The organism is Acidobacteriota bacterium (assembly GCA_016208495.1).
GTDB lineage: Bacteria > Acidobacteriota > Blastocatellia > Chloracidobacteriales > Chloracidobacteriaceae > JACQXX01.
In genome coordinates this window covers 1-14,851 of the sequence record JACQXX010000174.1, presented here as the reverse complement: position 1 = coordinate 14,851, position 14,851 = coordinate 1, and the positions used below count along the sequence as shown (strand labels likewise).

The following is a 14,851-nucleotide window of genomic DNA, read 5'->3' as shown; positions in this document are numbered from 1 at the left end:
TTTGCCTGGGAAGACAAATTCAGGCGTGTTCTTCTTCGCTTTGAGCGCTATGCCCAACGTCATTTAGGCTTCAAACTTCTGGCCTTTACCCTCATCAACTTACGGGAGTTTTGTAAGGCTTAAAACTCGCAACCAGTTCAATGATTGACGAATCCAGCGTTTCGATTCGTCTGAGAAAGCGGGTGTGGACAATGCAAACGATCTTTCAAGGTGGAGATCCAGAGATTGAGCGTCTCCGAGGTGTTGGAGGCTGGCTCCTGTTTTTTTGTATCGGCCAGGTCATTCTCCGGCCTATGGTCACATTATTTCAGGTTGGAGTGCAAACACTTGAATTAACAAGACTTGGAGATGCTGTCCCATTAGAATTCTGGCTGTATTTTATCGGTGAATCCACAGTCAATGTGGCACTGATGCTGTTTGGAATGATCGTTGGAATCTGGCTCTGGCAAATCCAACCCAATGCGGTCAGGCTCGCCAAAATCTTCCTGGTTTCACAACCTTTAGCCCTGGTGTTACTGGCGTTCGTGGTGGGGTTAATCCCACTTCCCGATCAGTCAAAACAAGCCATTGCCTTCCAATATGGTCAGGATTTGTTCAGAATTCTTTTGAATTCACTGGTCTGGCTGGCTTATTTTTACAAGTCAAAACGCGTCGCCATTACCTATGCCCCTCCGACTGAGGGGCAGTTTGTCTATCTCGGTGTTTCCTGAAGACAGGTTGAATCAGATGTTACCGCTGCTCATTGAGCAACATCTTTTCCAACAGCTCATGGGTGATGTTCATAAAATCGCGTTCGGTGACAACTCCGACCAGCCGGTTGCGCTTGATCACGGGCAAACAACTGATTCGATTCTGGCGCATAAGTCGAATCGCTTCCAGGGTTGATGTATCCGGGGCAATTGTAATGACGTCTCGCTTCATTATATCTGAGACTGAAAGTTTGACCCGATCTGATTCACACCAGCCACGGGCCATCAAATGGAGCAGACTGCGATAGGAAACCAGCCCAACCAGCTCATTTTTGCTGTTTTCCACCGGCACATGGCGGATTTTCTTCCAGTCCATCAGATTGGCGACCAGATCAATGGATTCGTCTTCCTGAACCGTAAACAAATCAGTGGTCATAAACTGATCAACTCGCAGGTGATTTTGTTTTCCATCACCGGCTTCAGCCAGATCGCCAAGCTTCCATTTTGACACAGGGATGCCCTCCTTTTGACGGGAAATGATTCCAGAGGTGAGTGCATTGAGTTGTTCGCCTTGGCTTCCATTGGTGCGAGCCTTGAGGTTTGAAAAAGACCGAAGCAGCCAGGTCGAACCCGTCTTCCCGGTTCGGGCACGGTCTTCGATAAGGTCCATATATCGGCTGATGTCTTCACTGGCCACCCCTCGTGAACTCAATCCTTCGCGGGCAATTGGCAACAGTTCCTCCAGAATCAGTTGTTGAGAGGGAACAACTCTTCCCCTGAGCCAGGTAAATTGGGCGAGCATCCCAAGCCGGGCGGCGGTATAAAAATTCTGTTTGGCGTCTTCAAAATTCATCAACTGCGAGACATCCGGAAAATGCTTTGGCAGGCCCTCCATTAAGCCAAGCCAGAAGGCTGCATTGGCCACTTCATCAATCACGGTCGGCCCAGAGGGGAGTACTCGATTTTCAATCCGCAAGTGTGGTTTTCCGTCACTGATCCCATAACAGGCACGATTCCAGCGGTAAACGGTTCCGTTGTGCAGCTTCAGGGCTTTGAGTTTTGGAATGTCGCCGCTCAGAACCACATCCATGGCATCTTCGTCCAATTCGCCTCCGATGAGCGGGCGGAAGCGGGAAATGTCTTCTTTATACAGCTCAATGATTGAATTTTTCACCCACTGTGAGCCAAACGTGACGCGGGTGCTGCGTTCGCGCAGAAACTGGCTTGAGGCTCGTGTATCCACCGACTGCCGAAAGACAGCAATGCGGGTTTCGCTCCACAACCGGCGGCCAAATAACAGAGGCGAATTGCCAGACACGGCCATCACGGGGGCGGCCAGCACCTGGGCAATATTGTAGCGTTGGGGGAATTCTTCGGCCTTGACCTGCAGATGAACCTGAAAACTGGCGTTGCATGATTCAACCATCATCGAATCGTGTTTGACACTGAGTTCATCCACTCCACGGATATAGAACTCATAATCCTGCCCGCGAATCGAATTCAATATCCGATTCAGTGCCAGATACCTGGGTTTGGGCGTCAAATTTTCAAGCTCAAGGTCCGCTTTGCGGATCGTCGGCAAAATACCAACCAGGATCGGGTGAATCCCAATCACTTGCCCCTGCTGGCGAATTCGATTGAGCAAATCCAGCGTTTGTTTTTCTAAAACCGAAAAACACCGATTTTCAAAGACCAGAGGGTCAAGATTGATTTCAAGATTAAACTTGGCCAGCTCAGTTGTATAATGGTCATCCTTGAGCAAATCCAATAACTCAATGGCAACAGGTGCGGGTTGAAAACTTTGATCAACTAAAAACAATTCCTGCTCGGCACCAATTCGGGTGATATCTGATTCAATCAAGTTGTTCTCTATCAGGTATTCGAGCGCCCGCAAATCATTCAAGAGCGCTTTTGTAAAAACACGCAACTGCTCTCCTTCAAGTTCAAATTTGATATTTTGTTCGCCCATGGCGTCGGCACCCTTCGAGGAAATCAAACAGTTAATGTGAGGCCCCAACCTGAGAGCCAGATGGTCGTGCAATTAAAACCGAACACGGAGATTGGCGCAGGACCCGATCCGAATTGGAGCCAAATAACGCTTTTGGTCCAAAACCAGTACCGCTGCTCCCCATACAAATCAAATCAATCTGAGCCTCTTCCGCATAATTTAAGATCTCACGATATGGGTAGCCAATCCGTACGACCTGCCGAATTTCACACCACGGGCTGGCATCGGAAGGCACCGCACTCCGTAAGGCAACAATCACTTTTTGGAAAGCAAGTTCATCAATCGAGGGAAGTCCAGCCAGTTCCGGTACTTCAGATTTAGGACTGTGTGGCAAGACGTGGAGCACATGCAATTCGGCCTGGAATTCCTGGGCCAGGGAAAACCCATACGACAAAGCCAGTTCTGAATCGGCTGAGAAATCGTAGGCAACCAGTACCCGTTTGAGGTTGACCTCATCGTGTTCTGGGCTGATCCAGTTGCGGTCTTTAAAGTGGGTAATCAAAATTGGGCAAGGGGCGGTACGGCATAAATATTCAGAGGTTGACTCCAGAATCGTGGTATTGGTATGCCGACCTGACCGCATCACAATCAAATCAACCTGATTGCGAGTCGCTTCCTGGAGGAGCACACTGGTTGGCACTCCCCTGGATACAATTTTTTCCCATTTAAAGGAATTGACCGTTCGGGTTCCACGGCGTTGTAAGACCGCTTGCTTGAGGTGTTCTTCCGCACGGAGAACCTCAGCCTCAAAATTGTCAGATAAACTTTCGACGCTATGGCATACCAGCAGCTTTGCACCAAATAACCGTGCCAGAGTAATGGCATATCCGAGGGCATCATCAGAATTTTCGGTCAAATCCGTTGGACAGAGTATCCGCTCAAATAGAATGCGTCTTGGCGAAAGCATAAACAGTCTCGCTTGAGAAAAATTGTACGTGCTTTCCCCTAAGCAACCCTCGTGCCTTCTCCCAAGATACCTGTTTTCAACACTTAGCAATCCTGGCGGAGAAATTTTTCCCAACCTCTTGCGCAGAATTCCGCACATTGAGCCAAGTAGCGAACAAGAGCGAGTAGCGAGTAGCGAACAAGAGCGAGTAGCGAGTAGCGAACAAGAGCGAGTAGCGAGTAGCAAATAGCGAGTAGTCAATCCATCACAGATTAAATTTACATTTCAAACTTTGAGTAACCCATAAGTATCAAAGTTAGAATTCTCGCTGACTCTACTGAGAAAGGCTTTTTCTGACTACTCGCTACTCGCTACTCGCTACTCGCTACTCGCTACTCGCTCTTGTTCGCTACCTTGACACTGACAACAGCACGCCAACGCCAGTAATAATGATCGCCACCCAGATAATTAAAAAAACAAGCACGACGCATCCGGCATTACAGCCAATGCCTTCCTGAGGTTGAACTGCTTGCGGAGCAGCAACACCAGCACCGGTTTGATAGGCATAAGGTCCGGTTGCCCCGGTCTGACCAGTGGTTGAACGGGCTCTGGCTTTGCGTGACGCGGAAAGTTCGCGGGCTTCTTCAAGTGTGGGGAACGGGTCGCGTCCACCAAGCTTTTCAGTGCGTTCACACCAGGGACAGACTGCAAGATGCGGGCTGTAGGTATGCAGCGGTCGGGCAGTACACTCAATGAGATTTTTCTCTGCGTCACGGAGTGCATCACGCCAGAGCCGGGCCGAAGGTCGTTTTTGAGGATCATGGTGCCCGGCTTCAAAACACTGGCGAAACAGGGATTGAATGGCTGGAGGCAAAATCTCAAACGGTGGGGCAATCGGCTTCGGAGTGTATGGAATTCGTGGCTCACCACTATAGGGAAAATGCCCGGCAGCGATTCTTTCTTCCTGGAGCGGTGGATCACCCACTCCCTGGTACACACCATCAAATGGATGCGTGCCCTCCATCAGAAGCTGAAACAAAATGACGGCCAGGCCGAACACATCATGCTCTGGTCTTCGATCAACTTCAGAAAATCGAACGCCCTGGAGTTCAGGCGATGTGAACTGTGGTTTTCCAACCGGGCAGCGATACACTTCCTGCGATTGAAGATTTCGAATCTGAAACGAATCGGTATCAACCAGCGTCACGAGCGCGGTTTCCGAAACCAGAATGTTTGATTCATTGACATCGCCGATGACACATCCGGCGTCGTGTAGCGCAGTCACAGCCGCCATCAGATTTCGAGCTGTCCGGTACAAGTAAGTATAAGTAAACAAAGGGCTGGTAGTCAGTCGGCTGGCCGGGTTGTAGAAAGCAAAGATCGGATGCATGTTCTCGACCCTGGGCATGACATAGCCGAGAACCGTTCCCGGATGAACTGGATCAATTAAAAGGTCAATCGGCCAGGCAATCGAGGCGTGATGCTCCTCACGGGCTGGATCAACTGGGGAATAATCCAACATGGCCAGCAGCTTTGACGCTGGCACATCAGTCGCTGAATGGTAAATTTTCGCAACCAGGGATTCATCTTGTGGAATGGCATAGACTTTCCCTTCACCGCCAGTGCCCAGCACCTGTGAATCATTCAGGAAAACAAAATCTCCGCTTTTTTTTCGTTGAAGGCACATTGAAGTGAATTATGGGAGGAGTCAGTAGTCAGTAGTCAGTAGTCAGAAGTCAGTAGTTCACTAAACCAATTTGATTGAATTATTTGACCGTTGTCCAATCCGATCACTCCATTTCCAAATGAAATTCTTCATTCTTCATTCAAGGGTTGCCAGCACCAGGGTCAGGTCATCGTCAGCGCGTTCCCGGATGCGGTTTGAATGTAAGAAACTGATGAGCTGTTCGGTGGCAGACGCTGGATCAGTTTCTTCAGCAATAAACTGGAACAGGGGGGTGAAAAACGGACGATGCGCCGTAGCCTCGGGCAATTTGAGGGCAAGCAACTGGAGGCCATCGGTAAATAATGCCAGTTGCGCCGGGCTGCCACGCCAGACAACCGTCTGAATTTGAGTCAGTGCCTGGGGGGCGCTGAGAAACAAGGTCTGGTTGAGGTACTCTCCGGTTTGTGGGATTGTCAGGGCAACCGGGTCAAGACGTTGGGGTTTTACAACTGCGGCACCATCTCCAATTTGAGCGACGGCAACCAGTTCTGGATGAGCCACCACCGCCACCAGCGTCGTCGCGAGTTCGCGAAGCGCAATCCCACGCACCTCTGCTTCCTGTTCCAGGTTGAGTCGTGCCATTTGAAAGGCATCAGTTAAGGAGGTCTGGAGCACTGCGTCGGCTTCAATCTCAAACTGATTTGCGGTGATTTGGGCCGCCAGATGAGCCACAACCGTTTCAACTGCCAGACGGGCACCGATTTCAGCGTGCGTGGCCGAACCCGCCCCATCAGCGACGGCGGCAACCAGCCATCTGGAATTGACCACCTGCCACTGACAGGCATCTTGACAGGGTTGATTGTGTCGCAGGTGGCTTGAACCACAGACCGAAGTACCGCTGACACGCCATCGAATCTCTGAGTCTGATGGGGTCGGGCTTTCTGGCATTAAGGTGTCATCCGCCATTTAAACGGTCCCCCATCCTGGCGGTGGTAGCGCCACCTGTTCGTCAAGCCTGGAGTGTGACACCCGCTGCATACTGACTGAAAGCCAGGTGAACATGTCCTTAAAATTCAATCCTTTGAGCTTGAGCGGCGTGCGCACGACCAGTCGGGTGAGTTGATCCATATCAGCGCCTTCGACACCAACGGCAAAGAAAGCCACCCGTTTATTGGCTTCATCGTCTGCGATCCGTTGTCTGGCGCGGTCAATCACGTCTTGAATTTCGCCATACGGCTGGCCATCGGTGATCAAAAACACCCAGGGCCGATAGTAGGCAACCCCGTTGGCGCGGTACTGAGCTTTGCGAGCCTGGATCATATCGAGCGCTTTATTGATTCCCGAACCGGTATGGGTATAGCCCTGGGCAGTCAGCAGTGGGGGTTCAAATTGATCAGCCGTCACAAAATCCTGAACGACTTTGACCTGGCTATCGAAGGCCACAATGGCCACTTCAACCCGCATTTTGGCCAGGGCGTCCTGATTGAGATTTTCTTTAAAGGTTTGCAATCCTTCGTTGAGCAGCGTAATCGGCTGGCCATTCATCGAGCCCGACGTATCGAGCAACAACACACAGGGACACCGTGGCTCTGGGTTTTCGGCAAACTCCACTGCATCTTCCAGTCTTGGCATAGGGGTATTCGTTTGACTCCTGCGAGCAAGTGTAAAATACGGCACGGGGAGCCTGGAGGACAGGTCTCGTGCGCTTTGGATGGGTTAGAGGCCCCGTAGCTTACACGAACCATCTGGAATCTTCCAAAGTGTGCTTCCCAAAGCCAATCCCAAATCAGAAAGTGGGAACGATACAGGAAAAAAATAAACGGAGGATGTCGTTGGCAACATCCTCCGTCAAACAGGGAGCTATGCAATTGGGTGAGTTGAAGCTTATACCATTTTGGAATGAAGTGATCGTCTTAGAAAACAGTCAAGTAATTCAATCAATTGAAGTTAGTGAACTACTGACTACGATCTACTGACTACAAACTGGTATTACAGAGAATTGATAAAAAGTCCTTGCGCGGCAGCGCTGATCACCGAAGCGATCCGAACAGTGGATTGAACGCCGGTTTTGGAAAGACCTTCTTTCACAATCGAGTCCGCGTGGGCGTCAATGCAGCGTCCGCAGCCATTTATGGCTGAAACAGCCAGCGAATATAATTCGAAATCCAGTTTTTTCACGCCTGGGTTGGCGATGACATTCATCCGCAGCCGGGCGGGCATCGTGGTGTAGTCTTTATCTGAAACCAGGTGCTGGAACCGATAATAGACATTGTTCATGCCCATAATCGTCGCAGCGGCTTTGGCGGCGTTGATTTCCGCGTCTGACAAAATTTCTTTGGCTTCTGACAGGATTTCCACGACCAGTTGACGATCTTTGGTGGCATACGCCGAAGCCAGGGCAATGCCAAAAATCTGATTTTTCTTGAGGTCGGGCGCGCCGTCTTCGGTGAGAACGCTCGACAGGTTTAATTTTGTATCCTTGGCAAAATCGCCGAGTTGATCCTTGATAGCCTGAATCGCCATGGCTTGCTCCTTATGAAGTAACCGGGAACTGGTGGGAAAGGAAACTGGGATAGTTGATAAGCTTTCCCAATTTTCCTTTCCCGGTTTTTTCTCTCTGAACGCTGAATTTGTTCGAAATCAATGAGTTGAGTGATTCAACTCGTGAAGGGTTTTAGGCAACGACGATGGTTTCTTCACCTTTTTGCCAGTTGCAGGGGCAGAGTTCGTCGGTTTGCAGCGCATCGAGGACGCGCAAGACTTCTTTCGGGTTGCGGCCTACGCTCAGGTCGGTCACCATCGTGAAGCGGATCACGCCTTGCGGGTCAACAATGAACGTTGCACGCTGGGCGACACCGGCATTTTTATCCAAAATTCCCAGACCGGTGGTCAAATCACGTTTCACATCCGCCAGCATCGGGAACGGCAGGTTGTTCAATTCTTCCTTGTGCTGCCGCCAGGCCAGGTGAACAAATTCTGAGTCGGTGCTGGCACCGAGCACCTGGGCATCACGGTCGGCAAATTCCTGATTCAGGTCGCCAAACGCGGCAATTTCAGTTGGGCAGACAAAGGTGAAATCCTTGGGCCAGAAGAACACCACCAGCCATTTACCCTGGTACGTGTCATTATTGATTTCGGTGAATGCATTCTTGATGTCGTTTGAAACAGTGGCCGTGACTTGAAACTTCGGGAAAAGATCTCCTACGCCTAACATTGTTTATCCTCCAAAAAAGTTGGGTTGTTGTTTATGAATGTTCGTATGGTTGAAAACTTACTTGATGGCGGCACTCTAGGCGAAGAATTTCGATAAGTAAAATATATTGTTTTTATCGAAACGATAACCTAAAACTATCATTGAAATTTGATGACCGATGATTTGTTTTGAAAGTAATGCGAAATAATTGAAAAGGTTGTATTTTCCAGAAATCTGAACCCAACACACTTGACCTCAACCACCATTCGATTCTGGAGGATTTATGCCGCAAAATCTAAAGCCAGTTCCGACGCTTAAGCTTTCCAATCTCCTTCCGCCAAACACAATTCCACGCGATGCACACAAATACCAGTATAATATTCCAGACGGTCAAACTCATCGGTTTCATTACTTTACAATGTTTGAAGGATTCAACCATTCTGGTCATTCATATCAACCTGCTACAAACGCCCAGCCACCAATGAGCCATGCCTGGTGGTTTGCTGAAGCTGCATTGCTTGCCTATGACAATTTCCCGGCTGTCCAAACCGCTTTTTCCAATCTTGGAACGGCTGAGAATCCGGTTCCCAGGGTAACTGATTTATCGGCTGGGTCTACGTTTTGTGTTGGGGTTGAATTTGAAGAGGCTTCCGGAAAGAAAACCGCTGCCATTGTCTTTCGCGGAACTGAAATTCTCAAAAATGAACGGGATCCCGTCGCGATCATCAGAAAACTTACTGAAATAAAGAAAGATGTACTCACAGATGCGAGTTTTCTTCCCTTCAGCGTCGGGCGTGGAGTGAAAATTCACTCTGGGTTTCTTCAGGCGCTGTCTTTGGTGTGGGACAAACTCAGCCGTTTTTTGATCTCGCGGAATCTGGACCGGCTCTGGTTTACCGGTCACAGTCTTGGTGGAGCACTGGCGATGCTTTCCGCTTATCGGTTTGGCAAGGAATTTCCCAATCGTGTTCCGATTGAAGTTTTTACGTTTGGCGCCCCCTGCGTAGGAAATGCCGCCTTTCGAAATGACTTCAAAAGCCTCACTATCCCGGCGTTTCGATTCGTCAATCATCGCGACATCGTGCCACCAGTTCTGGAATTGCCCCTCCTTTACTTTTTTGTCAGATACTCTCATGTCGGAGAGGTCTTTTATTTTAACAATGATGGTCAACTGGCCAATGAGCCATCTTTGCTAGGAAAGTTTGTGAATTCTATCCTGGTAGGCTCAGTTGAATCATTAATTGATCACTCCCCTTTGTTTTATGCTGTGAATTGTTGGAATAATCGTCCTTCGGCCTGATTCCAAATCCTTTCCCCAATTTTGTCTTGTCTCACGTCAGTTCACTTGTTTTCCGTTTCAGGTGTTGTTGCTTATGCCTTGCCTGAAACTTACGGGAGCCATTATGCCAAAGAGCATTTTTGTGATTTCAGATTTGCATCTCGGAGGCAGTACTGGATTTCAGATGTGTCCTCCAGCGACGCGAGAGCGACTGGCTGCATTTATCCGCTGGGTTTCCAGCCAGAAAAATCCAGATCGAAAAATTCACCTTGTCCTGGCCGGAGACATCGTGGACTTTCTGGCCGAAGAGCCCTTCCAGGAATTTACCGGGACTGACCTTGCAGCCACGAACAAGCTAGCCCAAATTTTTGAGCACACCAGCCATTCTGAACCGGAAAAAGATATCTGGTCGGCGCTGGCTGATTTTGTAGCTTCGGGATGTGAGTTAACCCTGATGCTGGGCAACCACGACATTGAATTGTCCCTTCCGGGCCCGCGACGGTTGCTGCTGGAAAAACTTGGGGGTCGCCACGTCGAGTTTCTCTATGACAATCAGGCATTTGTAGACGGCCCGGTGATTATCGAACACGGCAACCGGTATGACGCATTCAATGTCGTCCCACACGATGGTCTTCGCCAGGTCCGGTCAGCGCTTTCAAGAAAAGAAGACCCGCCGGAGCTACCCAGAATTCCTGGCAGTGCCATTGTGACAATCTTCATGAACAGGTTAAAAAAAGAATATCCGTTCATTGATTTGCTCAAGCCGGAAACAGAAGCCATGATCCCACTTTTGGCGGTACTTGATCCTTCGGTACTGAAAGAACTGAAAGGTATTTACAAGTTACCGTTGCTCACGCTGACTGGAAACTTGATTGATTCGGCTCGGGGGCGTAGAGATTTAGGCATGATCTCGTATGACATTTCAGAAACACCCGACGTCGAAAAGAGTTTTTACCTGGCTGAAGCTGAACGACTTGTCGGTGAAATGGAATCCGACGAAATCAACTTTGACCGTGGTGCCATTGACTATGGCACTATCGCCTCATTCAGTTCCCCAATGTTAACCATCAAGGCGTTTCTTGAAGAGTGGAAAGCCAAACGGGAGAAAGAAAACCGCGAAAACCAGATCAATCGGCTCTATCAGGCGCTCCGGCTTTTTGCGGATGCCCAAAAACTGGCCTTTGACACCAACGAAGAGAGCAAAGCCTACCTCAAACCAGCCAAAGCCTTTGCCAAAAACGGGTTTAAAGTGATTGTCTTCGGCCATACCCACCTGGCCAAACGAGTTCCGATTGAAACTGAAACCGGAGAGTCTGCTGTCTACCTCAACTCCGGGACCTGGGCAGACCTGATGCGCCTGCCGGATTCAATGCTCGAAGACGACGAAGCCGCCGCCAAAGCCGATCTGACGCAATTTGCCAACGACCTGATGAATGACAACCTGGACCCATACCGGATGCAAATCCCCACCTTTGCCCGGATTGACCTGGATGGGGATCAAGTCGTCAACGCCGATGTATTTACCTTTCAGGACAAACACACCATCAACCCAATTATGAATAAAAAAGGAGAATCAAAATGAGTGTGAGTGTCTTCGAGCAGTTTAAAAAGGCTTGTGGTTTGATAAAAACTGAAAAATCAATGGGAACCGGATATCTGGTGGCAGGCAAGTATGTGGCAACCTGTGACCACGTTGTACGGTCAATTCCTGTTGATGGTAAAGTTACAGTCTACTTTGGGGAGCAACAGCTAACCGCCACGCTTGTCAAACGCAATGAAAAAGCCGATTGTGCATTACTCGAATTATCAGCTCCGTTGGCTGGTGTAGCACCGCTCAAATTGACCCAAACCGTAGACAGTGCCACTCCCTGGAGAGCTTATGGATTTCCTGGAATTACCCAAGGTGCAGGACTGGCTTTAACTGGCGATGTTCTGGACCCGAACGGAATTGATCCTTCGAAAAGTGACGCTATCGTCCTGTTTTCACACCAGATCGCAATCGGAAAGGGCGCCCAACCACAAGGGTTTTCAGGAACTCCAGTTAATGTCAACGGCTACATTATCGGTCACTTAAAACGAATCATTCCCACCAATCAGGGTGACGAACTTAGTCGGGCAGAAATGGGCATTCTCTATGCATGCCCCACCCGTTACATTGAAGAAATGCTCCCTCCAGAGGCAAAAACACCTGAACTTGAACCACAACCCCCTTTTTCTCATTTTGATCTGGCTTGGTACATTAACCGCCCGAAACAAGAAAACCGAGCGCTTTCTTACCTTAAAAACGGGAGCCCAGCGGTTCTTCGGGGACCCTCAAAATTCGGTAAAACAACCATTTTTAGTTATTTGCTGCATAAGCTCCAAACTGATTCAAGTCAGAAATTCAGAATTTTTCATCTACACCTGGGCTTGTTTGACCCAAAGTCGAAACAAAATCTGGATGTTTTTCTGAAAGAACTGGCTCGACAAATTTTCAGGCAAATGTCGGTTGCCTTGCCCGATCAACCTGACTTCGAATCCCTTTGGAACCGCAATGATCAACAATTAAAGGACTTCTTGCAAAACGTGGTTTTACCCTATCACGATTCTCCTGTTGTTCTGGCAATTGACGAGGCAGACTCAATCCGAGATATGGAAAACAGTGAGAAATTCTTTGAAATGCTACGGGCGCTGGTTGAATATGGAGCAACCAGCTCACTGTGGAGAAAATTCCGATTGTTGATGAGTATTTCCGATAATCCATCGCGCCTGATTAAAAGTAGCAATAAGTCACCGTTCAATGTCACTCAACCAATTTTACTTCAAGACTTCACACCAGAACAGGTTGAACAGTTGTCACACATGTACGGGTTACATTGGAATGCAGATCAAATCAAGCAAGTGATGGATGTGGTTGGTGGGCATCCTTACCTTGTCCGCCATGTAATGTATGAAACAGCTTTCAGTGAATCTTTACCTGACCTGAGCGAAGAAAGTTTGTTTTTTGAGGGGTATCTTGACAATTATCAACAAAGCCTTCGTCAGGATTCCCAACTCATTGAGGAATTGAGCCATTACACCTCCGGGCAAAGCATCTCCTGTCAAAATAAGGATGCTTGTGACCGGCTAGTCAAGGCTGGCATCTTAATTGAGGAAAAATCGAAGCATTTCCGTCTTCGATATGGACTCTACCGACGGTTGATTTCATAAAAGGTAAAGTGTATGTACCAGTTCCAATCCGGTGGAGCGCTTCGGCCAGGTTCCATTTATATCAAGCGTCAGGCTGACCAGGAATTGTATGACAAACTCAGAAAAAGTGAGTTTTGCTATGTTTTGGCCCCACGCCAGATTGGAAAATCAAGCCTGAAGGTGAAGGTTGCTGAACGCTTGATTGCCGATGGAATTGCCTGCGCCTTTATTGATTTACTCAACATTGGTGTAAAATCGAGTACTGTTGACCAGTGGTATTATGATCTGGTGAAAGAACTTGCAGACGCACAAACTGGACTCAATCTGCAAGAACAGGTGAAGGAATTCTGGGAAACACACAACGATGATTCTGTAGTTCGGCGGTGGATGTTGTTCCTTCGCAATGTTGTCCTGAAGCAAATTTCCGGGAACATCGTCATTTTCATTGATGAAATTGATTCGATTCTTTCCCTCAAAAATCGGGATGCTTCAGATGATTTTTTTGCTTCGATCAAAGGCATGTATGATTTACGGGCACAACTTCCTGATTTTCAACGACTGACCTTTTGTTTGATCGGAGTTGCAGCCCCCAACGATTTGATCCAGGATGCAACCCGGACTCCGTTTAACATCGGTAAGCCAATCCGTCTCAATGACTTTACCGAAAAGGAAACCCTGGGGTTCAAAGATGGGTTTCAGGATTTTGAAGGCGATTCAGAGTTACTGATTCGCGAGGTGTTCAAATGGACCAACGGTCATCCTTACATGACCCAGAAAGTGTGCGAAGAACTCACTTTTGAAGATTTTGAATCTGGAATTTCCGAAACAGACCAGGTTGAAACAATCGTCCAAAAATGTTTTCTCAATCTGGGTCAAAGTAGTGATACCAACCTTGAATATGCTGAAAAACGGTTTAATGAAAAGAGTTCGACCACTCAAAAAGCCCAAATGCTCGAAGTGTATCGCCATTTATTAAACAGTAACGCCGTTCCTTTGGAAGAAAACAGTGCATCGCATCTGGAACTGCGATTGACTGGACTGGCGTCCAGCAAAGTACAAGAAGGTAAAGAATACCTGCAAATTCGAAACAAAATCTTTGCCACTGTTTTTAATATTGATTGGGTTAAGGAAAAGGAAGGGAACCGCTTTTTAGCCGATTCGATTGACCAATGGATCAAGTCAGGGAAAAGTAATGATTATTTGTTACGAGGGCAGGCACTTCTTGAAGCACTTGAAGTTTCTTATAACAAAAATGATCTGACAAAAAATGAACACGATTTCTTACTTGCAAGTCAAAGTGGGGAAACCCAGCAACTCATTGCAGAAGCTGAGCAAAGGCGTGCTGAAGAAGCCGAGCGTCGTGCTGAGGCTGAACGACTACGGGCTGAAGAGGCACAAAAACACGCTGAAGCTATGGAATTACAAACTCGTCAGTTTATTTATGATTTTGACATTATTAATGCTCAACAAATTATAAAAATAGATTCTAAACGAGCATTGGAATTATTGGAGAACCAAATTCCCAAAGCTGGGCCAAATGAGAATACCGTTCCAGATTTACGCGGATTTGAGTGGTATTACCTGCAAGAACAATATCCATGGGTATTAACTAACCTGACCGGACATACAGCCTCTGTCTCCTCAGTCGCTTTCTCACCGGATGGAAAACGGCTGGCAACGGGGAGTTGGGACAACACGGTCAAGGTGTGGGATGTGGCAACCTGGCAGGCGGTGGCCACCCTGACCGGACATACAGACTCTGTCTTCTCAGTCGCTTTCTCACCGGATGGAAACCGGCTGGCAACGGGGAGTTTGGACAACACGGTCAAGGTGTGGGATGTGGCGACCTGGCAGGCGGTGGCCACCCTGACCGGACATACAGCCTCTGTCTCCTCAGTCGCTTTCTCACCGGATGGAAACCGGCTGGCAACCGGGAGTTGGGACAACACGGTCAAGGTGTGG

General features: G+C 48.4%; 12 protein-coding genes. 5 read left to right on the top strand and 7 right to left on the bottom strand.

Annotated elements, in window-relative coordinates; translation table 11 throughout:
* Positions 1-140: 140 nt before the first annotated feature.
* Positions 141-710: a DUF2569 family protein gene (locus tag HY774_29895; GenBank protein MBI4752723.1), complete on the top strand. Its 570-nt coding sequence runs from the start codon at positions 141-143 to the stop codon at positions 708-710.
* 19 nt (positions 711-729) lie between these two features.
* Here HY774_29895 and HY774_29890 read toward each other — a convergent pair whose 3' ends face one another.
* The 7 genes from HY774_29890 to HY774_29860 all read right to left on the bottom strand — a co-directional run bounded on the left by HY774_29890 (position 730) and on the right by HY774_29860 (position 8,463).
* Positions 730-2,658, bottom strand: coding sequence for a CBS domain-containing protein (locus HY774_29890; protein MBI4752722.1), 1,929 nt, complete (start codon positions 2,656-2,658; stop codon positions 730-732).
* Between the two features lie 31 nt (positions 2,659-2,689).
* Positions 2,690-3,604 (bottom strand): universal stress protein, encoded by a 915-nt coding sequence (locus HY774_29885; protein ID MBI4752721.1) that lies wholly within the window; start codon positions 3,602-3,604, stop codon positions 2,690-2,692.
* A 388-nt stretch (positions 3,605-3,992) separates the two neighbouring features.
* Positions 3,993-5,270 carry a hypothetical protein gene (locus HY774_29880; protein MBI4752720.1) on the bottom strand — a complete coding sequence of 426 codons (1,278 nt, stop codon included), beginning with the start codon at positions 5,268-5,270 and terminating at the stop codon, positions 3,993-3,995.
* Between the two features lie 135 nt (positions 5,271-5,405).
* Positions 5,406-6,197: a protein phosphatase 2C domain-containing protein gene (locus tag HY774_29875; GenBank protein ID MBI4752719.1), complete on the bottom strand. Its 792-nt coding sequence runs from the start codon at positions 6,195-6,197 to the stop codon at positions 5,406-5,408.
* A gap of 18 nt (positions 6,198-6,215) precedes the next feature.
* Positions 6,216-6,881: a VWA domain-containing protein gene (locus tag HY774_29870; protein ID MBI4752718.1), complete on the bottom strand. Its 666-nt coding sequence runs from the start codon at positions 6,879-6,881 to the stop codon at positions 6,216-6,218.
* A 357-nt stretch (positions 6,882-7,238) separates the two neighbouring features.
* Positions 7,239-7,772, bottom strand: a complete 534-nt coding sequence (locus tag HY774_29865) for a carboxymuconolactone decarboxylase family protein (protein MBI4752717.1) — start codon at positions 7,770-7,772, stop codon at positions 7,239-7,241.
* 151 nt (positions 7,773-7,923) lie between these two features.
* A complete protein-coding gene (locus HY774_29860; GenBank protein MBI4752716.1) occupies positions 7,924-8,463 on the bottom strand; it encodes a peroxiredoxin in 540 nt (179 codons plus the stop codon).
* Positions 8,464-8,725: 262 nt separating this feature from the next.
* Between HY774_29860 and HY774_29855 the strand changes: the two genes are divergently transcribed.
* From HY774_29855 to HY774_29840, 4 genes are all read left to right on the top strand, one after another.
* Positions 8,726-9,742: a lipase family protein gene (locus tag HY774_29855; GenBank protein ID MBI4752715.1), complete on the top strand. Its 1,017-nt coding sequence runs from the start codon at positions 8,726-8,728 to the stop codon at positions 9,740-9,742.
* Positions 9,743-9,845: 103 nt separating this feature from the next.
* Positions 9,846-11,303: a metallophosphoesterase gene (locus HY774_29850; protein ID MBI4752714.1), complete on the top strand. Its 1,458-nt coding sequence runs from the start codon at positions 9,846-9,848 to the stop codon at positions 11,301-11,303.
* Positions 11,300-12,910 (top strand): serine protease, encoded by a 1,611-nt coding sequence (locus HY774_29845; GenBank protein MBI4752713.1) that lies wholly within the window; start codon positions 11,300-11,302, stop codon positions 12,908-12,910. Before HY774_29850 ends, HY774_29845 begins: the two co-directional genes overlap by 4 nt.
* Before the next feature lie 12 nt (positions 12,911-12,922).
* Positions 12,923-14,851: AAA-like domain-containing protein (locus tag HY774_29840; GenBank protein MBI4752712.1), on the top strand; the 1,929-nt coding region annotated here is incomplete at its 3' end.